The following is a 20,238-nucleotide window of genomic DNA, read 5'->3' as shown; positions in this document are numbered from 1 at the left end:
CGAGCGGATACATGAGCACCGCGGCAGAGAGGAGGCGACGATGAGCCGGCGTTCCGGGATCCTCGAGTTCGCCGTCCTCGGCCTGCTCCGCGAATCTCCGATGCACGGCTATGAGCTGCGCAAACGACTCAACACATCACTGGGCGTCTTCCGTGCGTTCAGCTACGGGACCCTCTACCCCTGCCTCAAGACGCTGGTCGCCAACGGCTGGTTGATCGAGGAACAGGGGAACGACGCCGAGGCCGTCCCCCTCACCGGCCGCCGCGCCAAGATCGTCTACCGGTTGACGGCGGAGGGCAAGGAGCACTTCGAGCAGCTGCTCTCGCAGACCGGGCCCGACGCGTACGAGGACGAGCACTTCGCCGCCCGTTTCGCTTTCTTCGGGCAAACCTCACGCGACGTACGCATGCGCGTGCTGGAGGGTCGCCGCAGCCGGCTGGAGGAGCGCCTGGAGAAGATGCGCGCCTCCCTGGCCCGGACCCGGGAGCGCCTCGACGACTACACGCTTGAGCTCCAGCGCCACGGGATGGAGTCCGTGGAGCGCGAGGTGCGCTGGCTGAACGAGCTCATCGAGAGCGAGCGGGCGGGGCGGGACCTCAAGGGTCCCGCCTCCGGGGAGCCCGGTTCGCGTGACACCACATCTGGAGCGTCGGGCGGCCTGCCCCGGCCGGGGGACGACCCCCGTCCGGATACGCCCGACGACACCGCCACGTGAGAGCCCGCCGAGGGCCTCACTCGTACACACAGGGAGCAACCGGAATGGGTTCGGTTCGCGTAGCCATCGTCGGCGTGGGCAACTGCGCCGCATCGCTGGTGCAGGGAGTCGAGTACTACAAGGACGCCGACCCGGCGTCCAAGGTGCCGGGCCTGATGCACGTCCAGTTCGGCGACTACCACGTCCGCGACGTGGAGTTCGTCGCCGCGTTCGACGTGGACGCCAAGAAGGTCGGTCTCGACCTCGCGGACGCCATCGGCGCCTCCGAGAACAACACCATCAAGATCTGCGACGTACCCCGCACCGGTGTGACGGTCCAGCGCGGCCACACCCTCGACGGCCTCGGCAAGTACTACCGCGAGACCATCGAGGAGTCCGCCGAGGAGCCCGTCGACGTCGTCCAGGTCCTCAAGGACAAGCAGGTCGACGTCCTCGTCTGCTACCTGCCCGTCGGTTCCGAGGACGCGGCGAAGTTCTACGCCCAGTGCGCCATCGACGCCAAGGTCGCCTTCGTCAACGCCCTTCCGGTCTTCATCGCCGGCACCAAGGAGTGGGCGGACAAGTTCACCGAGGCGGGCGTCCCGATCGTCGGCGACGACATCAAGTCGCAGGTCGGCGCCACCATCACGCACCGCGTCATGGCGAAGCTGTTCGAGGACCGCGGCGTCATCCTGGACCGCACGATGCAGCTGAACGTCGGCGGCAACATGGACTTCAAGAACATGCTCGAGCGCGACCGCCTCGAGTCGAAGAAGATCTCCAAGACGCAGGCCGTCACCTCCCAGATCCGCGACCGCGACCTGGGCGAGGGCAACGTCCACATCGGCCCGTCCGACTACGTCGCCTGGCTGGACGACCGCAAGTGGGCCTACGTCCGCCTCGAGGGCCGCGCCTTCGGTGACGTCCCGCTGAACCTCGAGTACAAGCTCGAGGTCTGGGACTCCCCGAACTCCGCCGGCGTCATCATCGACGCCCTGCGCGCGGCGAAGATCGCCAAGGACCGCGGCATCGGCGGCCCCGTGCTCTCCGCGTCGAGCTACTTCATGAAGTCCCCGCCCGTGCAGTACTTCGACGACGAGGCCCGCGAGAACGTCGAGAAGTTCATCAAGGGTGAGGTCGAGCGCTGACGCGCCGCAACTGATCGCTCCTGCCAGGGCTGTGAGGGTCCCCGGGTCGTACGACCCGGGGACCCTCCCCGTATGTGAGGCTGTGCCCCATGGCCGTCGTCCGTGACCTGCGCGTCCTGTTGCGCTTCCAGGGCTTCCGGCGCCTGCTCGCCGTGCGCCTGCTCTCCCAGGGTGCCGACGGCGTCTACCAGGTCGCGCTCGCCGCGTACGTCGTCTTCTCCCCGGAGAAGCAGACCTCGGCGGCCGCGGTCGCCTCGGCGATGGCGGTGCTGCTGCTCCCGTACTCGCTCGTCGGCCCGTTCGCCGGCGTCCTGCTGGACCGCTGGCGGCGCCGTCAGGTCCTGCTGTACGGCAGCCTGTTGCGCGCCCTGCTCGCCTCGGCGACGGCCGTGCTGATACTCAGTCCGGTACCCGACTGGCTCTTCTACGTCTCCGCCCTGTGCGTCACCGCCGTCAACCGCTTCGTCCTCTCGGGCCTGTCCGCCGCCCTGCCGCGGGTGGTCGACGCCGAGCGCCTGGTCCTCGCCAACTCCCTCTCCCCGACCGCCGGAACGCTGGCGGCGACCGCGGGCGGCGGCCTCGCCTTCGTCGTCCGCCTGGTGGTGGCGGACTCCGACGCCGCCGTGGTGCTCGTGGCGGCCGGGCTGTATCTGTGCGCGGCCCTGGCCTCGCTGAGCATGGCGCGGGAACTCCTCGGCCCAGACCGGACCTTGGCCCGTGTTCGCATCGGGACGGCGATCACGGGCACCGTCCGCGATCTGGTGGCGGGGGTACGTCACCTGGCAGCGCCGCAGCGCCGGGAGGCGGCCTGGGCGCTCGCGGCGATGTCGCTGATGCGGTTCTGCTACGGCGCCCTGCTGGTCATGCTCCTGATGCTCTGCCGGTACGCGCTCACCTCGTCGACGGACGAGGGACTCGCGCTGCTCGGGCTGGCGTTGGGCGTCTCCGGCGCGGGCTTCTTCGCGGCCGCCGTGGTGACGCCCTGGACCGCGGGGCGGCTGGGCCCCGGCCGCTGGATCGTGGTGTGCGCGGGCGCTGCCGCGCTGCTGGAGCCGGCTCTCGGCCTGCCGTTCGCCACCGCCCCGCTGCTGGCCGCGGCCTTCGTCCTGGGCCTGACGACCCAGGGAGCCAAGATCGCCACGGACACCATCGTCCAGTCGTCCGTCGACGACGGCTTCCGTGGCCGGATCTTCTCGGTCTACGACGTCCTTTTCAACGTCTTCTTCGTCGGAGCGGCCGCCGTTGCCGCGCTGATGCTGCCGCCGGACGGCCGGTCCGTGCCTCTGGTGATCACGATCGCCGTTATCTACGCGGCAGTAGCGGTGACTATGGGCCGGTTTGGCCGCCAGTAAGTGTCACATCAATGCCACAGAGTCCCATCTGACTACTGGGGTGTCAGTGGGGACCGCTACCTTACGTGGGTCTTATCTCGCGACATGTTCGCGTCACTCTTCCATGTTCTAGGGGGACCCCCAAGTGACTACTCCGCCGCCCCAGGGCAACCCGTTCGCACAGGGCCAGCCCGCGGGTCAGCCCCAGGCCCCGTACCCGCCGCAGGGCGGCTACCCCCAGCAGCCCGGCCAGCCCGGCTTCCCGCCCCAGGGCGCGGCTCCTTACGCCCCGGTTCCCCCGCAGCCGTCCGGCCGCAAGCTCAGCTTCAAGACCATCAAGAACATCGTGATCGTCCTCGCCGTGGCGAGCGTCGCCATCGGCGGTTACATAGCCAGCCGGGACGACGCCAACACGGCAGCGGTCGGCGACTGCATGCACCGCGGCAGCACCAACGACAACAACCCGGACCTCGAGGTCGTCGACTGTGGTGACGCGAAGGCCCAGTACGAGGTGCTCGCCAAGGTCGAGGGCAAGTTCCTCACGGACGCCATGGCGTCCAGCAAGTGCGAGGCCGAGGCCAAGGACTTCCAGTACGTGTACACCCAGAGCGGTGACGGCAAGGACTTCCTGCTCTGCCTGAAGGACCACAAGAAGTAAGGCAGACGCAGCGAGGGGCGGTGTTTCACGTGAAACACCGCCCCTCGCTATGTTCTGTCTCCCGCGGGGTCATGTTTCACGTGAAACATCGCCCCGTTTCACAGCCTCAGCCTTCCTGGCCGGCCCACCACTCCTTGAGGGCGGCCACCGCTGCGTCATGCTCCATCGGCCCGTGCTCCAGCCGCAGCTCCAGCATGTGCTTGTACGCGCGGCCGATGACCGGACCGGGACCGACGCCCAGGATCTCCATGATCTGGTTGCCGTCGAGGTCCGGGCGGATGGAGTCCAGCTCCTCCTGCTCCTGGAGTTTGGCGATCCGCTCCTCCAGGCCGTCGTACGCCCGCGACAGAGCCGCTGCCTTCCGCTTGTTGCGCGTGGTGCAGTCCGAGCGGGTCAGCTTGTGCAGCCGGTCGAGGAGCGGGCCGGCGTCACGGACGTAACGGCGGACCGCCGAGTCCGTCCACTCGCCGGTGCCGTAGCCGTGGAAGCGCAGGTGGAGCTCGACCAGCCGTGAGACGTCCTTCACCAGCTCGTTGGAGTACTTCAAAGCCGTCATGCGCTTCTTGGTCATCTTCGCCCCGACCACCTCGTGGTGGTGGAACGAGACCCGGCCGTCCTTCTCGAAGCGCCGTGTGCGCGGCTTGCCGATGTCGTGCAGCAGGGCGGCCAGCCGCAGCGTCAGATCAGGGCCGTCGTCCTCCAGCGCCATCGCCTGCTCCAGGACGATCAGCGTGTGGTCGTAGACGTCCTTGTGCCGGTGGTGCTCGTCACGCTCCAGGCGCAGGGCCGGCAGCTCGGGCAGCACGTGGTCGGCGAGGCCGGTCTCCACGAGCAGCGACAGTCCCTTGCGCGGGTGGGGCGAGAGGATCAGCTTGTTCAGCTCGTCCCGTACCCGCTCGGCCGAGACGATCTCGATCCGCCCGGCCATCTCCTTCATCGCCGTGACGACGTCGGGGGCCACCTCGAAGTCGAGCTGAGCCGCGAACCGCGCGGCCCGCATCATCCGAAGCGGGTCGTCCGAGAAGGACTGCTCAGGAGTGCCAGGCGTGCGCAGCACACGCGACGCGAGGTCCTCCAGCCCACCGTGCGGGTCGACGAACTCCTTCTCCGGCAACGCGACGGCCATCGCGTTCACCGTGAAATCACGGCGGACGAGGTCCTCCTCGATGGAGTCGCCGTAGGACACCTCGGGCTTGCGTGAGGTGCGGTCGTACGCCTCCGACCGGTAGGTGGTCACCTCGATCTGGTAGCCGCCCTTTTGGGCGCCGACCGTGCCGAAGGCGATACCGACCTCCCAGACGGCGTCCGCCCACGGACGGACGATCTTGAGCACGTCCTGCGGGCGGGCGTCGGTCGTGAAGTCCAGGTCATTGCCGAGCCGGCCCAGCAGCGCGTCCCGGACCGAGCCGCCGACCAGGGCAAGTGAGAACCCGGCCTCCTGGAAGCGGCGGGCGAGGTCGTCGGCGACAGGAGCGACCCGCAGCAGTTCACTCACCGCGCGGTGCTGCACCTGGCTCAGGGCACTGGACTTTTCTTCGTTGGCGTTCGGCACAACAGAAGAGGGTACGTGGCCCGGGCGACCGCGAGCTCCCCCATTACCGGTGCGGACACGTCCGTCAATAGGCGCACAAGGCCCGCCCTCGAGAAGCAAAGGACCGCTCACCGCCATACGCCGCATACCGGACAGCCCGCCATCAGCCCGCGATCTTGTCGAGCGGACCGCGGCACTTCCCCTCAGCGCGCATCGTTACCATGCGTGGACGCACATTCCGACGACCACTGACGACGACGAGGGACGGGCGAGCGCGTGGCCGAGGCGGCAGACTTCCAGGGGACCAGTGCCTCACCTGCCCGCCGGTGGCTGCGGCGCACAGGAGCACTGCTCGCCGGTGCGCCCCTGCTGGCCGGACTCCTCCAGTTGCCGGCCGCGGCCCCCGCCGACGCGGCCGGGCAGGAGTCCGCGCAGGCTGCCTCCGGCGCCGGCTCGGTGTCCGTCGCGGTCGACTCGCTCAGCCCCAGCGCCCCCACGGAGGGGGACACGGTGACCGTGTCGGGCACGGTCACCAACAACGGCAAGCAGGCCGTCACCGACGCCCACGTCGATCTGCGGGTGGGACCCTCGATCGACACCCGCTCGTCCATCGACACCCTCGCCAAGAAGAGCGACGACGTCCAGGGCCCCGTCGGCGAGGAGATCGGCGGCAAGTACGCGGAGAAGTTCCCCAAGCTCATCCCCGGCGTGGCGGAGCCCTTCAACATCTCCGTGCCGGTGGACGAGCTGGACCTCGGCGAGGACGGCGTCTACCAGCTGGCCGTCTCGCTCTCCGGGGAGACCGCCGCGCAGCCCTGGGACCAGGTCCTCGGCATCCAGCGCACGTTCCTGCCGTGGCAGCCGGAAGAGGCCGGCACGAAGACGAAGACCACCTTCCTCTGGCCGCTCGTCTCCACGGCCCACATGGCCGCCGAGACGGGGTCGAACGAGCAGCAGACGCCGGTCTTCCGCGACGACAAGCTGGCCGAGGAGATCGCGCCGGGCGGCCGCCTCGACCAGATGGTGTCGCTGGGCAAGGGCCTCGACGTCACGTGGGTAGTCGATCCGGATCTGCTGGCCTCCGTCGACGCGATGACGAAGAGCTACGAGATCCGCGGCGCGGACGGCACCACCACCCCCGGCAAGAGCCAGGAGATCGCCAAGAACTGGCTCGCGGAGCTCCAGCAGGCGGTCGCGGGCAAGGACATCGTCGCCCTGCCGTTCGGCGACCCGGACCTCGCCTCGCTCGCCCACCACGGCACGAAGGTCACCGGTTCCCTGAGCCACTTCAAGGAAGCCACCGACGTCGTCGACGACACGGTGGAGACGATCCTCCACGTGAAACCGTCCACGGACTTCGCGTGGCCCGTGGACGGCGCCGTCGACCCGTCGATCGTGAAGGTCGCGACCTCCGCGGGTGCCGACAAGGTGATCGCCCGCAGCGACAGCCTCCAGGACAACCTGTCGTACACGCCCTCCGCGGCCCGGCCCATCGGCGGCGGCACCACGGCGGTCGTCGCGGACTCCAGGCTGTCCACGGCGTTCCACGGCAACCTGACGAAGGCCTCCGCCTCCACGCTCGCCGTGCAGCGTTTCCTCGCCCAGAGCCTCACGCTCGGCCTGCAGACCGGCAAGCAGCGCAGCGTCGTCGTCGCCCCGCAGCGCATGCCATCCGTTAGCCAGGCCCAGGCCATGGCCGAGGCGCTGGCGGCCCTCGAAGGCGGAAACTGGTCCGAGCCGCAGGACCTCTCCGCCGCCGCCAAGGCCAAGCCGGACCCTGCGGCCAACACGAAGGTGCCGCCGGCCTCCACGTATCCCCGCCCGCTGCGCGCCCAGGAGCTCCCACAGGCCGCGTTCGAGCAGATCGCGAAGACGCAGGACAAGCTCGACAAGTTCAAGGTGATCCTGACCCGCCAGTCCCGGGTCGTGACCCCCTTCGGACGGGCCATGAACCGCGAGATGTCCACGTCGTGGCGCGGCGACGACGTCGCGGCGTCGACCTACCGCAGCGGCATCGAGGGGTACCTCGACGGGCTCATCGGCAGCGTGAAGCTGATCGAGAAGTCGGAGACCAAGCTCTCCGGCCGCAGCGCCACGATCCCGGTGACCGTCCAGAACAACCTGGTCCAAGGCGTCGAGCACCTGGAGCTGCGGCTCACGTCGCAGAACCCGACGCGCCTCAAGATCGGCGGTGACGCCTACGAGGAGCAGCAGGTCACCGTCAACGGCGGCCACAGCCAGTCGGTGAAGTTCACCACGTCCGCCAACGCCAACGGCCGGGCCAAGGTCGTCGCGCAGTTGTACACGGAGGACGGCCGGCCGTACGGTGCCGCCGTCACCTTCGATGTGAAGGTCACCGAGGTCACGCCCACCGTCATGCTGGTCATCGGCGGCGGCGTCCTGCTCCTGGTCCTCGCCGGCTTCCGGATGTACACCCAGCGCAAGCGCGCGGCCGCACGCGAGGCCGCCGAGGACGGCACCGCCGGGACGGACGACGACGCCGACAGCCCGCAGGACCCCGTCGGCGCCCGGCAGCACCCGGAGGCCCCCGGCGACCGTCTCAAGGAGGAGTCCGAGACCGGCTCCCGGGCAGAAGCCCCCGAGCAGCCGAGTGACCCGACCCCGGACACCGCAGCGGAAAGCGCCGACCCGTCCGGCACGGGTGAGAGAGTGGACCGTTGAGATGTCGTGGCCGGTGGGCCCGGGACGATGAGGTGGGGTAACCATGAACGCGCCGTACGACGGTGACCACGGCCGTGCCGTGGGCGACTCGGGCTACCCCGAGTCCGGCGGGCCCGAGGGCGCGCCGCCCCAGCACGGCCAGGTGCCGCCGCAGCCGCCCGCGGACATGTACCTCCAGGACGCCTACGCCCAGGACCCCTACCGGGCGCAGGACCTCTCCGCCCAGGACCCGGTCGCCGAGGCGCTCTACGACCGCGCCGCGCACCCGCCGCCCCCTCCGGGCACGTACCCGCCGCATCAGATGTACGCCCAGCCTCCTCAGTCGCCGTACGCCCCCGACCCGCGGGTATGGGCCCAGACCCCCGCGCCGGAGCCGGAGGGCCCGACCCGGCACCTGCCGTACGGCGACGACCCCCGCACCACCCAGTTCGTGGGTGTCGACGACCTCGTCTCCCAGGCGGGCGAGCCGCGCCAGGAGCCGGACGCCTTCGCGCACCTCTTCAGGGACCAGCAGCAGAGCAGCGGCCACCCCTCGTACGAGTCGCCCTCGGTCCCCGGCCCCTCCCCGGCCCCGATGACACAGGGCCAGTACGCGGCACCCGACCAGGCCGCGGCGACGCCGCCCCCCGTGGACGAGACGTCCGCCCAGGAGCCCCCCGCCTCACCCGCCCCCAAGAAGACCGGCCGGGCCGCGGGCCTGATGAAGTCCAGCGCCGTGATGGCCGCGGGCACGATGGTCTCCCGCCTCACCGGCTTCGTGCGCTCCGCGCTGATCGTGTCGGCCATCGGCGTCGGCTTCCTCGGTGACACCTTCCAGGTCGCCTACCAGTTGCCGACGATGATCTACATCCTCACGGTCGGTGGCGGTCTGAACTCCGTCTTCGTGCCACAGCTCGTGCGCGCCATGAAGAACGACGAGGACGGCGGCGAGGCATACGCCAACCGTCTACTGACCCTCGTCATGGTGGCGCTCGGCACACTCACCGCACTGGGGGTTTTCGGCGCACCCGTCCTGATCCGAGTGATGTCTCCCTCGATCGCCAGTGATCCCGCGGCGAACCAGGTCGCCATCACCTTCGCCCAGTACTTCCTGCCCACGATCTTCTTCATGGGCGTCCACGTGGTGATGGGCCAGATCCTCAACGCCCGCGGGAAGTTCGGCGCGATGATGTGGACCCCGGTCCTGAACAACATCGTCATCATCGTGACGCTGGGTATGTTCATCTACGTCTACGGCACCGCCGCCGACTCCGGGATGAAGGTCACGACCATCCCGCCGGAGGGCCAGCGCCTCCTCGGCGTCGGTGTCCTGCTCGGTCTCGTGGTCCAGGCGCTGGCGATGATCCCCTACCTGCGGGAGACCGGCTTCCGGCTGCGGCTGCGCTTCGACTGGAAGGGCCAGGGTCTCGGCAAGGCCGTCACGCTCGCCAAGTGGACGGTCCTGTTCGTCCTCGCGAACCAGGCCGGCGCCATGGTCGTCATCTGGCTGTCCACCGCGGCGGGCAAGGCCTCGCCAGTCGACGGCACCGGCGTCTCCGCCTACGCCAACGCGCAGCTGATCTGGGGCCTGCCGCAGGCCATCATCACGGTCTCCCTCATGGCCGCCCTCCTACCGCGCCTGTCGCGCTCGGCGGCCGAGGGCGACGGTGGCGCCGTCCGCGACGACATCTCCCAGGGCCTGCGCACCACCGCCGTCGCGATCGTGCCGATCGCGTTTGGATTCCTCTCGCTCGGCATCCCCATGTGCACGCTGATGTTCGGCTCCTCCGGCACCAGCGAGGCCACCAACATGGGCTACATGCTGATGGCTTTCGGTCTCGGCCTGATCCCGTACTCCGTGCAGTACGTGGTCCTGCGTGCCTTCTACGCCTACGAGGACACCCGAACTCCCTTCTACAACACGGTCATCGTCGCCGCGGTCAACGCCGGCGCCTCGGCGGTCTGCTACTTCGTCATCCCGTCCCGCTGGGCCGTGGTCGGTATGGCGGCCTCGTACGGACTGGCCTACGCGATCGGCGTCGGAGTCGCCTGGCGCCGGCTGCGCAAGCGGCTGGGCGGGGACCTCGACGGCGCCCGAGTCCTGCGGACTTACGCCCGGCTGTGCATCGCGTCCGTCCCGGCCGCCCTGCTCAGCGGCGCGGCCTGCTACGGCATCGGCCACACGCTCGGCCAGGGCGTCGCGGGCTCGCTCGCCGCGGTGTTCGCCGGCGGTGCCGTTCTCCTCGGGATCTTCTTCATCGCCGCCCGCCGCATGCGCATCGAGGAACTCAACTCGCTGGTCGGCATGGTCCGCGGGCGCCTGGGACGCTGAGACGGGGGGTAGGCGCACAACCATCGTCAGCCACCGCGTGTCGTGCATAGCGGCGGACTGTGGGCACAATTGGTTTCGGCGTCGGACGGCGCGCAACGGATACCGGCCGGCGCGCAATGGATGGGGAGGCAGGAACGACGGTGGCGGAACGGAGTACGGCTGCCGTCGACGTGGCAGACAACAGCGACGAGACGTCGCTGACCGCACAGGCGGACCAGTCCACGGCCGACGGGGTGGCCAAGAACCGGGAGCGGGACACGGACAGCGACGAGGTACAGGAGAGCACCCGGACCGACGGTCCCGGAAAGACCTCGCCGCCCGAACTGCACAGTGGTCACAAGCTCGCCAGACGCTACCGCCTCGAGGAGTGCGTCACCCGTCTGGACGGTTTCAGCAGCTGGCGGGCCGTGGACGAGAAACTCCGCCGCGCCGTCGGCGTGCACATCCTGCCCGCGGACCACTCGCGGGCCCGCTCCGTGCTGGCCGCCGCCCGCTCCTCCGCCCTCCTGGGCGATCCCCGCTTCGTCCAGGTCCTGGACGCGGTGGAGGAGAACGACCTCGTCTACGTCGTCCACGAGTGGCTTCCCGACGCGACGGAACTGACCACGCTCCTCGCCTCCGGGCCCCTGGAGCCGTACGACGCCTACCAGATGGTCAGCCAGATCTCCGCCGCCATGGCCGCCGCCCACCGTGAGGGCCTCGCCCATCTGCGACTGAACCCCAACGCCGTCCTGCGCACCTCGACCGGCCAGTGGCGCATCCGCGGCCTCGCCGTGAACGCCGCCCTGCGCGGCATCTCGTCCGACACCCCGCAGCGCACCGACACGGAGGCCATCGGTGCCCTGCTGTACGCCGCGCTCACCCAGCGCTGGCCGTACGAGAGCGACGCCTACGGGCTGTCTGGACTGCCGAAGGACATCGGCCTCATCGCTCCCGATCAGGTACGGGCCGGTGTGCACCGCGGTCTGTCCGAGCTCTCCATGCGCGCGCTCGTCAACGACGGAGCCACCGCCTCCCGGCACGAGTCGCCGTGCACCACTCCGGAGGAGCTGGTGAAGGCGATCGGCGAGATGCCCCGCATCCGCCCGCCGGAGCCGGCGTTCACCGCCCCGCCCGAGTACCAGCGCACGACGTACCAGCAGGGCACATACGGCCGTCAGTCGGCGCGCCCCGGCGCCACCCAGCCGGTCCCGGCCCCGCCGCCCCCGCTGCAGAGCCGTACCGGCAAGGCCCTGAAGTGGGCCGTGTCCGCTCTCCTGATCGCCGCGCTGGGCCTCGGCAGCTGGCAGCTGGCGGACGCGCTCATGGACCAGGGCGGCAAGACGGACGACCCCAACAAGACGCAGAACACCGAGGACGGCGACAAGGACAACAAGTCCGAGGCACCGAAGCCCATCGCCATCAAGGGCGCCGAGGAGTACGTCGCCAAGGGCGACGCCCAGCACCCCGCCGACGTGGACGAGACCTACGACGGCAACACGTCCACGGGCTGGCGCACCAGCAGCTACCTGGACGGCCCGAAGATGGTGATAAAGCCGGGCGTCGGCATCGTCTACGACCTCGGCTCCGAGAAGGAAGTGTCGGCCGCGGCCCTCTCCCTGCGGTACGGCGGCGACCACACCACGGTCGAGCTGTACGCGACCGACTCCCTCGGTTCGTCCACCCCGCTGAGCTCCATGAAGAAGCTGGGCACCGCGACGACGAGCAGCACCTCCGCCAAGGTGACCGTCGACAAGCCGGTGAAGAGCCGGTACGTCCTGGTCTGGCTGACGGCGCTGCCGTACTCCGGTGACGACCCCGCCAACTACAGCAACCCGGGCTACAAGCAGGCCATCACCGAAGTGAAGTTCACGGGCTGAGCTCCGACAGGGAAGGGGGTTCGATGGCGGACCGCGCCGAGCACAGCGGTGCAAGTGATCAGGACCTCCTCGCCCGGCATGTCGAGGGCGACCCCGAAGCCTTCGGTGAGATCGTGCGGCGGCACCGCGACCGGCTCTGGGCCGTCGCCCTGCGAACGCTGGGGGACCGCGAGGAGGCCGCTGACGCGGTGCAGGACGCCCTCGTCTCCGCCTACCGGGCCGCCCACACCTTCCGGGGCCAGTCGGCCGTCACAACCTGGCTGCACCGGATCACGGTGAACGCCTGCCTGGACCGCGCCCGCAAGGTGGCCTCCCGCAAAACCTCTCCCGTCGACGACACCGAGCGCCTGGAGCAGCTGCTGGAGCCGCACGAGTCGGCCTCGGCACCGGCCGAGCGCAACGATCTCCACCGGCAGCTCATCGAGGCCCTGGGCACCCTGCCCGCCGACCAGCGCGCTGCGCTCGTCCTGGTGGACATGCAGGGCTACCCGGTCGCGGAGGCGGCCCGCATCCTGGACGTGCCGACCGGCACGGTGAAGAGCAGATGCGCACGCGGCAGAGCCAGACTCCTGCCGCTGCTCACCCATCTCCGGCCGGACGGCACCGGTGGGGAGATGAAGCCGGGCGGAGAACGGAACCGGACGCAGGGGCCGGCCGTCCCACCCGCAGCGGGACCGCAGCGAGCGGGACCACCGGACACAGGACCGAGCGACCCAGCTGCAGTGAAGGGCGGAGGTGGACGAGCGTGACGTCGACGACAGACATGGCCGGGCACCCGGACGTCTCGGAGATCTCCGACCTCGCCGAGGGCCTCCTCCCACCGTCCCGGATCACCGACGTACGCCGGCATCTGGACGCGTGCGAGCTCTGCGCGGACGTCTACGCCTCCCTGGAGGAGATCCGCGGGCTGCTCGGCACACTGCCGGGCCCGCCGCGCATGCCCGCTGATGTCGCGGGCCGTATCGATGCCGCCCTCGCCGCAGAGGCGCTCCTGAACGCCACGGAGCCGGAGTCCGCCGAGACCCGGGCCCCGGTGAGCGCGTCCCCTTCCGGAGCCGAGGACGACAGCGGTGCGCATGTTTCACGTGAAACATCGACGCCCGCCGGGCGCCCGCGCTCTTCCACCACCGGCCCGGGCCGCAAGGACCGCACGCGGAACGGCCGCCGCAGGATCGCCGTGCTGGGGACCGTCTTCACGGTCGCCGCCCTGGGACTGGGCTCCGTTCTGCTGTCGTCACTCGGCGACAACAAGCCGCCCCACGACACGGCGGGCGGCCCGCAGACCACCCCCGCGGACTCGTTCTCCGAGGGGAAGCTGCGGAAGCAGGTCACCGACCTCCTGGCCGAGAACAAGACCGAGGGCGGCGACTCCCGCACGCCCTTCGGTGCCGCGACCGCCCCCGGCGGCAACCACCCCAAGGTCGCCGAGGAGCCTGTGGTGCCCGGCTGCGTCCGCGACGGCATCGGGCGCGACGACGACGCCCTCGCCGTGGAGAACGGCAGGTATCAGGGGAAGAAGGCCATGCTCGTGCTGCTCCCCGACGCTGACGACACCACCCGGGTCACGGCCTACATCGTCGACGCGACCTGTGTGGATCCCCAGGCGTCCACCGCCCGCGGCAAGATCCTCCTGGAGCGCTCCTACCCGTCCTCCTGAGTGAGCTTCGTCTTCTTCCCCAGCGAGAGTGCTTCGTCTTCTCCCTTCGTGGTATCCGGCACGGATCGGCATCTCCGTGTGCCCGGACACAGTGGGAATGCGCGCCCCTTAGGATCCGTTGGGTGGGGTGAGAGTTCCGAGAGAAGCTCCCACCGGTCGAACGACGCAGTCCAGAGACGAGGAATCAAGCCGTGAGCGACGTCCGTAACGTGATCATCATCGGCTCCGGGCCCGCCGGCTACACGGCGGCGCTCTACACCGCGCGCGCGTCGCTGAAGCCACTGGTGTTCGAGGGCGCCGTCACGGCAGGTGGCGCGCTCATGAACACCACCGAGGTCGAGAACTTCCCCGGCTTCCAGGACGGGATCATGGGCCCCGAGCTCATGGACAACATGCGCGCCCAGTCGGAGCGCTTCGGAGCCGAGCTCGTTCCGGACGACGTGGTGGCCGTCGACCTGACCGGTGAGATCAAGACCGTCACGGACACGGCCGGCACCGTCCACCGGGCCAAGGCCGTCATCGTCGCCACCGGCTCGCAGCACCGCAAGCTCGGTCTGCCGAACGAGGACGCGCTGTCCGGCCGGGGCGTGTCCTGGTGCGCCACCTGTGACGGGTTCTTCTTCAAGGACCAGGACATCGCCGTCATCGGTGGCGGCGACACCGCGATGGAGGAGGCCACCTTCCTTTCGCGGTTCGCGAAGTCCGTGACCGTCGTCCACCGCCGCGACACCCTGCGCGCCTCGAAGGCCATGCAGGAGCGCGCCTTCGCCGACCCGAAGATCTCGTTCGTGTGGGACAGCGAGGTCGCCGAGATCCAGGGCGACCCGAAGCTCTCGGGCCTGAAGCTGCGCAACGTCAAGACCGGCGAGCTCTCGGACCTCGCGGTGACCGGTCTGTTCATCGCCATCGGCCACGACCCGCGCACCGAGCTCTTCAAGGGTCAGCTCGACCTGGACGAAGAGGGCTACCTGAAGGTGGACGCGCCCTCGACGCGCACCAACCTGACCGGTGTCTTCGCTGCCGGCGATGTGGTGGACCACACCTACCGTCAGGCGATCACCGCGGCCGGGACCGGCTGCTCCGCCGCTCTCGACGCCGAGCGCTACCTCGCCGCCCTCGCGGACGAGGAGCAGCCCGAGCCCGAGAAGACCTCTGTCTGACCTCTCCCTACCCGCCCCACGCACCAACCAGTTAAGGAGCCCGCCGTGGCCGGCACCCTGAAGAACGTGACCGACGACTCCTTCGAGCAGGACGTCCTCAAGAGCGACAAGCCCGTCCTCGTGGACTTCTGGGCCGCCTGGTGCGGTCCCTGCCGCCAGATCGCGCCGTCCCTCGAGGCGATCGCCTCCGAGTACGGCGACAAGATCGAGGTCGTCAAGCTGAACATCGACGAGAACCCGGGTACGGCCGCCAAGTACGGCGTCATGTCCATCCCGACCCTGAACGTCTACCAGGGTGGCGAGGTCGCCAAGACCATCGTGGGCGCAAAGCCGAAGGCCGCGATCGTTCGCGACCTCGAGGAGTTCATCGCCGAGTAAGGCGACTGAGCCGTCGCCGCGACGGTGCATGTTTCACGTGAAACACGAATGGGCCAACCCGGAAGGGTTGGCCCATTCGTTTGATCCACGTCCCGCTACAGCGGTCGCAGCGCCGGCTCCTTCTGCACGGCTCCCAGAAGCCGGTCCAGCGCCATCTCGACGTCTTCCTTCCAGGAGAGCGTCGATCTCAGTTCCAGTCTCAGCCGGGGATGAGTGGGATGCTGCCGGACCGTCTTGAAGCCCACCGCCAGGAGATGGTCGGCGGGCAGCACACAGGCCGGTTCCTTCCACCGCGCATCTCCGAATGCCTCGATCGCCTTGAAGCCACGCCGTAGCAGGTCCTTGGCGACCGTCTGGACCATCACGCGGCCCAGCCCCTGCCCCTGGTAGCCCGGCACGATGAACGCGGTCATCAGCTGGACGGCGTCAGGGGAGACAGGACTCGTGGGAAACGCCGTGGAGCGAGGCACATAGGCGGGAGGGGCGTACATCACGAAACCCACCGGCACCTCGTCGACATAGACCACCCGACCGCAGGACCCCCAGTCCAACAGGACCGCCGAGATCCAGGCCTCCTTCTCCAGCGCCGGCGTGCCAGCCTTTACCGCGGCCTCGCCGCTGACTGGGTCGAGTTCCCAGAAGACACATGTGCGGCAGCGCTTGGGAAGGTCCTGAAGGTTGTCCAGCGTGAGCGGTACGAGCCGACGCCCCATGAAGGCTGTTCCTCGCTTCCTTCGCCCGCCGCATCGCGGGCGGCTGTCAGAGCGCTCCGTTCCCTGAGGAGACTGCCGATGAATCCACCGACGGCTCCCAGCCCCAAACCGGCGCTCACCAGTCCGGTGCGGCTCATCGTTCGCATGGCCCCTGCCTCCGTCTCAGAGGTGCTCCCGGGTGGTCGCGCCCTACCCGAACGCATCGTATCGACGATGCGATTCCATCGATACCGCCAGAAAGGAAAGAGCGGGCCACGTTCCGGTACACACCGGACACGACCCGCTCTGTCGGATGCGCAGCAGAGGCTCCTGCCGGAGGCTCAGGACTCGTCTTCCTCGGAGTCGCCCTCCAGGAGACTCTTCTGCAGGACCGGGCCCTCGCCAGGCGCGAGAGACCCGAGGATCCGCTCAAGGTCCTCCATGGAGGCGAACTCGACGGTGATCTTGCCCTTCTTCTGCCCCAGGTCGACCTTCACCCGCGTCTCGAACCGGTCCGAGAGCCGGGTGGCGAGGTCGGAGAGCGCGGGAGAGACCCGGGCACCGGCCCGGGGGCCCTTGGGCCGCTGAGCCTTCTGAGGCCGCGAGCCCATCAGGGTCACGATCTCCTCCACCGCCCGCACCGAGAGCCCTTCGGCCACAATCCGGTGCGCCAGCCTGTCCTGCTCCTCCGAGTCCTCCACGGACAGCAGAGCCCGCGCATGACCGGCGGAGAGCACCCCGGCGGCGACCCGACGCTGCACGGCCGGCGAGAGCTTCAGCAGACGCAGTGTGTTGGAGACCTGCGGGCGGGAACGGCCGATGCGGTCCGCCAGCTGGTCGTGCGTGCAGTTGAAGTCCCTGAGCAACTGGTCGTAGGCGGCTGCCTCTTCCAGGGGGTTCAGCTGGGCGCGGTGCAGGTTCTCGAGCAGAGCGTCCAGGAGGAGCTTCTCGTCCTCCGTGGCCCGCACGATCGCCGGGATCGCCTCGAGCCCCGCCTCACGGCAGGCACGCCAGCGGCGCTCGCCCATGATGAGCTCGTAGCGGCCGGGACCCACCTGCCGTACGACGACCGGCTGGAGGAGCCCCACTTCCTTGATGGAGGTGATGAGTTCGGCGAGCGCGTCCTCATCGAAGACCTCACGCGGCTGCCGCGGGTTCGGCTTGATGGAGTCGAGGGGGATTTCGGCGAAGTGCGCACCGATGGGCGCCGCAGGCGCGGCGGGAGCGCTGGGCTGCGCCGGCTCCTCCGTTTCACGTGAAACAGTCGGCAGAGTCGTCACCTTCGCTGCGGCGACCCCACGGTCGTTCGGCAGCGTGGGCACGGCCGCCGGGGACGTGGGAGCGGCGCCCCCCGCCGCGGCCTGGGCCACCGACTTCTCCGTCGGTGCAGCAGGGATCAGTGCGCCGAGACCACGGCCCAGCCCCCTCCGTCGCTCGCTCACTGGATGCCCTCCACCATGCTCGGGTCGTTCTGCTGTACGCCGATGTGGGCGTGCGTCGCGTCGTAACTGACGCCCACGCCCTTCAGCGCGATCTCTCGTGCCGCCTCAAGATAGGAGAGGGCACCACTGGAACCAGGATCGTAAGTCAGTACCGTCTGCCCATAACTCGGCGCCTCCGAAATACGGACGGATCGGGGGATGCTCGTCCGCAGCACCTCGTCGCCGAAGTGGGTGCGGACCTCTTCCGCGACCTGGGACGCGAGTCGCGTCCGGCCGTCGTACATGGTGAGCAGGATGGTCGACACGTGCAGGGCGGGGTTGAGGTGCCCGCGCACCAGGTCGACGTTGCGTAGCAGCTGGCCCAGCCCCTCCAGCGCGTAGTACTCGCACTGGATCGGGATGAGGACCTCCTGGCCCGCCACCAGCGCGTTGACCGTCAGGAGACCGAGTGAGGGCGGGCAGTCGATGAGGATGTAGTCCAGCGGCTGCTCGTACGCCTGGATGGCGCGCTGCAGCCTGCTCTCCCGTGCCACCAGCGACACCAGCTCGATCTCCGCACCGGCGAGATCGATCGTGGCCGGGGCACAGAAGAGGCCCTCGACATCGGGGACCGGCTGGACGACCTCGGAGAGCGGCTTGCTCTCCACCAACACGTCGTAGATGGACGGGACTTCGGCGTGGTGGTCGATGCCCAGCGCGGTGGACGCATTGCCCTGTGGATCGAGGTCGACGACCAGAACCCGGCCGCCGTGCAAGGCCAGTGACGCGGCGAGGTTGACGGTCGTCGTCGTCTTCCCCACGCCGCCCTTCTGGTTGGCGACCACGATGATTCGGGTCTGCTCGGGCCGTGGCAGGCCCTCGCCGGCGCGGCCCAGAGCCTCCACCGCCAGTTGGGCAGCACGACCGATGGGAGTGTCGTCCATCGGAGGCGGTGTTTCACGTGAAACATCCGCCCCCATCGACTCGGTACGGGGACCGGGGACCGGATCGGTCATCGGTCCCGCGATGTTGGCGTCGGACCGCAAGGATTCACTCTCCTCGACTTCAGGCTCGCAATGAACAGAGCCTCCCATGTCTTCGGGGTCGTGAACCAGTGAGGCCTGGCGTTCTGTGGAGAAATCCACCTCTGTGGACAACTCAGGTCCCTCATCGAGTGAACCGAGAGGCTTACGGTCGCGGGGTTCGGCCGCAGCGCGGCCACGACTGATGATGCCGTGCAGCAGTGAGCGACGTTTCACGTGAAACACGATGCACAGCAGCCGTGGCCGGACTGCCGCGACACTCCGGCATGCATAGGTTTGGCAGCTTGTGTGGAGTACGTCTCGTCCGCAGGACGGATCAGCGTCGCCGACGTGCACGGCCCGTACGAGCCGCCTTGGCCCGCTTCGCGGCGAAGCGCACGCCGCCCGGACTCTCCCCGACCTCGACTCGTACGACGGTGGACATCGGGTCCACCACTCCCTCACCCACATGCAGGATGGACGTCTCCACAGCACCCAGCTTGCTCAGTGCCGCCGACGCGCTCTTCAGCTCCTCCTCGGCCGCGTCACCCTTGAGCGCGAGCATCTCCCCGTACGGCCGCAGCAGCGGGATGCCCCAGGTGGCGAGACGGTCGAGCGGCGCGACGGCTCGGGCGGTCACGACGTGGACGGGCTGGATCTTCCCCATGACCTCCTCGGCCCGACCACGCACCACGGTCACATGGTCGAGGCCGAGCAGCTCCACGACCTCGGTGAGGAAGTTGGTACGCCGCAGCAGCGGCTCCAGCAGCGTGATCTTCAGATCCTCCCGGACCAGCGCCAGGGGAATGCCGGGCAGGCCGGCACCCGAGCCGACATCACACACCGTCACACCCTGCGGCACGACCTCCGAGAGAACCGCGCAGTTCAGCAGATGCCGCTCCCACAGGCGGGGCACCTCACGCGGGCCGATGAGACCGCGCTGCACGCCCGCCTCTGCGAGCAGCTCGGCGTACCGCACCGCATCCGCGAAGCGCTCACCGAACACCTCGCGCGCCTGCTCGGGCGCGGGGGGAAGCTCCGCTGCCTCCGTCACGGGGACCGTCCTTCCGTACCGCGTCGGCGCATCCAGCGCCGACACAAGAACCACCAGAACTATCAGGCTGACAAAGTTCGGCCCCGTCTGCGCAACAGACGGGGCCGGGGAACGTACGGGCCGATCAGGCGGGAAGCACGACGACGAAGCGCTGCGGTTCCTCGCCCTCGGACTCGCTGCGCAGGCCCGCGGCCTTGACCGCGTCGTGCACGACCTTGCGCTCGAACGGAGTCATGGGCTTCAGCTTCACGGCCTCACCGCTGCTCTTGGCCTCGGCGGCGGCCTTGGCGCCCAGCTCGGACAGCTCGGAACGCTTCCGGGCGCGGTATCCCGCGATGTCGAGCATCAGACGGCTGCGATCACCGGTCTCACGGTGCACCGCCAGACGGGTGAGCTCCTGGAGCGCCTCCAGCACCTCGCCGTCACGGCCGACCAGCTTCTGCAGGTCACGGCTGCCCGTGTCGCTGATGATCGAGACGGAGGCGCGGTCGGCCTCGACGTCCATGTCGATGTCGCCGTCGAGATCGGCGATATCGAGCAGACCCTCCAGGTAGTCCGCCGCGATCTCGCCCTCCTGCTCCAGGCGAGTCAGGGTGTCTGCACCCTCGGCAGCGGCGGAGGTGGTGCCTTCCGTCACGGG

General features: G+C 69.3%; 17 protein-coding genes. 11 read left to right on the top strand and 6 right to left on the bottom strand.

Annotated features, from left to right (window positions below; all coding sequences use genetic code 11):
• Positions 1-40 precede the first annotated feature (40 nt).
• From ACSUPV_RS20570 to ACSUPV_RS20555, 4 genes are all read left to right on the top strand, one after another.
• A complete protein-coding gene (locus ACSUPV_RS20570) occupies positions 41-715 on the top strand; it encodes a PadR family transcriptional regulator (protein WP_037760038.1) in 675 nt (224 codons plus the stop codon).
• A 44-nt stretch (positions 716-759) separates the two neighbouring features.
• Positions 760-1,842: an inositol-3-phosphate synthase gene (locus ACSUPV_RS20565; protein WP_031115192.1), complete on the top strand. Its 1,083-nt coding sequence runs from the start codon at positions 760-762 to the stop codon at positions 1,840-1,842.
• Positions 1,843-1,931: 89 nt separating this feature from the next.
• Positions 1,932-3,194 carry an MFS transporter gene (locus tag ACSUPV_RS20560; RefSeq protein WP_359788336.1) on the top strand — a complete coding sequence of 421 codons (1,263 nt, stop codon included), beginning with the start codon at positions 1,932-1,934 and terminating at the stop codon, positions 3,192-3,194.
• A gap of 124 nt (positions 3,195-3,318) precedes the next feature.
• Positions 3,319-3,831: an LppU/SCO3897 family protein gene (locus ACSUPV_RS20555; protein WP_037760030.1), complete on the top strand. Its 513-nt coding sequence runs from the start codon at positions 3,319-3,321 to the stop codon at positions 3,829-3,831.
• 106 nt (positions 3,832-3,937) lie between these two features.
• On the opposite strand, the gene ACSUPV_RS20550 is transcribed toward ACSUPV_RS20555, so the two are convergent.
• Entirely contained in the window at positions 3,938-5,383 is a 1,446-nt protein-coding gene (locus tag ACSUPV_RS20550) for a CCA tRNA nucleotidyltransferase (protein WP_436948101.1), read from the bottom strand.
• Between the two features lie 255 nt (positions 5,384-5,638).
• Between ACSUPV_RS20550 and ACSUPV_RS20545 the strand changes: the two genes are divergently transcribed.
• From ACSUPV_RS20545 to trxA, 7 genes are all read left to right on the top strand, one after another.
• Positions 5,639-8,044 (top strand): DUF6049 family protein, encoded by a 2,406-nt coding sequence (locus tag ACSUPV_RS20545; RefSeq protein WP_436948099.1) that lies wholly within the window; start codon positions 5,639-5,641, stop codon positions 8,042-8,044.
• A 43-nt stretch (positions 8,045-8,087) separates the two neighbouring features.
• Positions 8,088-10,355 carry a murein biosynthesis integral membrane protein MurJ gene (gene murJ / locus ACSUPV_RS20540; RefSeq protein WP_436948097.1) on the top strand — a complete coding sequence of 756 codons (2,268 nt, stop codon included), beginning with the start codon at positions 8,088-8,090 and terminating at the stop codon, positions 10,353-10,355.
• 140 nt (positions 10,356-10,495) lie between these two features.
• Positions 10,496-12,214 carry a protein kinase family protein gene (locus ACSUPV_RS20535; RefSeq protein ID WP_031115185.1) on the top strand — a complete coding sequence of 573 codons (1,719 nt, stop codon included), beginning with the start codon at positions 10,496-10,498 and terminating at the stop codon, positions 12,212-12,214.
• Between the two features lie 23 nt (positions 12,215-12,237).
• Entirely contained in the window at positions 12,238-12,963 is a 726-nt protein-coding gene (gene sigM / locus ACSUPV_RS20530) for an RNA polymerase sigma factor SigM (protein WP_436948095.1), read from the top strand.
• On the top strand, positions 12,960-13,871 hold the full coding sequence (locus ACSUPV_RS20525; protein WP_436948093.1) for an anti-sigma factor family protein: 912 nt from the start codon (positions 12,960-12,962) through the stop codon (positions 13,869-13,871). Before sigM ends, ACSUPV_RS20525 begins: the two co-directional genes overlap by 4 nt.
• A 191-nt stretch (positions 13,872-14,062) precedes the next feature.
• Positions 14,063-15,031: a thioredoxin-disulfide reductase gene (gene trxB, locus ACSUPV_RS20520; protein WP_037760020.1), complete on the top strand. Its 969-nt coding sequence runs from the start codon at positions 14,063-14,065 to the stop codon at positions 15,029-15,031.
• A gap of 45 nt (positions 15,032-15,076) precedes the next feature.
• Positions 15,077-15,409: a thioredoxin gene (trxA, locus tag ACSUPV_RS20515; protein WP_010032728.1), complete on the top strand. Its 333-nt coding sequence runs from the start codon at positions 15,077-15,079 to the stop codon at positions 15,407-15,409.
• A gap of 95 nt (positions 15,410-15,504) precedes the next feature.
• Here the strand turns inward: trxA and ACSUPV_RS20510 are convergent, their stop codons facing one another.
• From ACSUPV_RS20510 to ACSUPV_RS20490, 5 genes are all read right to left on the bottom strand, one after another.
• Positions 15,505-16,122 (bottom strand): GNAT family N-acetyltransferase, encoded by a 618-nt coding sequence (locus ACSUPV_RS20510; RefSeq protein ID WP_031115181.1) that lies wholly within the window; start codon positions 16,120-16,122, stop codon positions 15,505-15,507.
• Positions 16,123-16,442: 320 nt separating this feature from the next.
• Positions 16,443-17,543 carry a ParB/RepB/Spo0J family partition protein gene (locus ACSUPV_RS20505; protein ID WP_359788350.1) on the bottom strand — a complete coding sequence of 367 codons (1,101 nt, stop codon included), beginning with the start codon at positions 17,541-17,543 and terminating at the stop codon, positions 16,443-16,445.
• Complete coding sequence (locus ACSUPV_RS20500; protein ID WP_078650734.1) at positions 17,540-18,616, bottom strand: ParA family protein; 1,077 nt, start codon at positions 18,614-18,616, stop codon at positions 17,540-17,542. The genes ACSUPV_RS20505 and ACSUPV_RS20500 overlap by 4 nt, the downstream gene beginning before the upstream one ends.
• A gap of 265 nt (positions 18,617-18,881) precedes the next feature.
• Positions 18,882-19,598, bottom strand: a complete 717-nt coding sequence (rsmG, locus tag ACSUPV_RS20495; protein ID WP_031115178.1) for a 16S rRNA (guanine(527)-N(7))-methyltransferase RsmG — start codon at positions 19,596-19,598, stop codon at positions 18,882-18,884.
• Positions 19,599-19,722: 124 nt separating this feature from the next.
• Positions 19,723-20,235 (bottom strand): protein jag, encoded by a 513-nt coding sequence (locus tag ACSUPV_RS20490; RefSeq protein WP_010032717.1) that lies wholly within the window; start codon positions 20,233-20,235, stop codon positions 19,723-19,725.
• Positions 20,236-20,238 lie beyond the last annotated feature (3 nt).

This window comes from Streptomyces sp. SudanB52_2052 (assembly GCF_964272415.1).
Taxonomy (GTDB): domain Bacteria; phylum Actinomycetota; class Actinomycetes; order Streptomycetales; family Streptomycetaceae; genus Streptomyces; species Streptomyces olindensis.
This window is presented reverse-complemented; position numbering and strand designations above follow the sequence as displayed.

Excerpts from the sequence above, each read along its gene's own strand:
- ACSUPV_RS20570 (WP_037760038.1), top strand. The coding sequence starts at position 41 with ATGAGCCGGCGTTCCGGGATCCTCGAGTTCGCCGTCCTCGGCCTGCTC.
- ACSUPV_RS20565 (WP_031115192.1), top strand. The coding sequence starts at position 760 with ATGGGTTCGGTTCGCGTAGCCATCGTCGGCGTGGGCAACTGCGCCGCA.
- ACSUPV_RS20560 (WP_359788336.1), top strand. The coding sequence starts at position 1,932 with ATGGCCGTCGTCCGTGACCTGCGCGTCCTGTTGCGCTTCCAGGGCTTC.
- murJ (WP_436948097.1), top strand. The coding sequence starts at position 8,088 with ATGAACGCGCCGTACGACGGTGACCACGGCCGTGCCGTGGGCGACTCG.
- sigM (WP_436948095.1), top strand. The coding sequence starts at position 12,238 with ATGGCGGACCGCGCCGAGCACAGCGGTGCAAGTGATCAGGACCTCCTC.
- ACSUPV_RS20510 (WP_031115181.1), bottom strand. The coding sequence starts at position 16,122 with ATGGGGCGTCGGCTCGTACCGCTCACGCTGGACAACCTTCAGGACCTT.
- ACSUPV_RS20500 (WP_078650734.1), bottom strand. The coding sequence starts at position 18,616 with ATGGGAGGCTCTGTTCATTGCGAGCCTGAAGTCGAGGAGAGTGAATCC.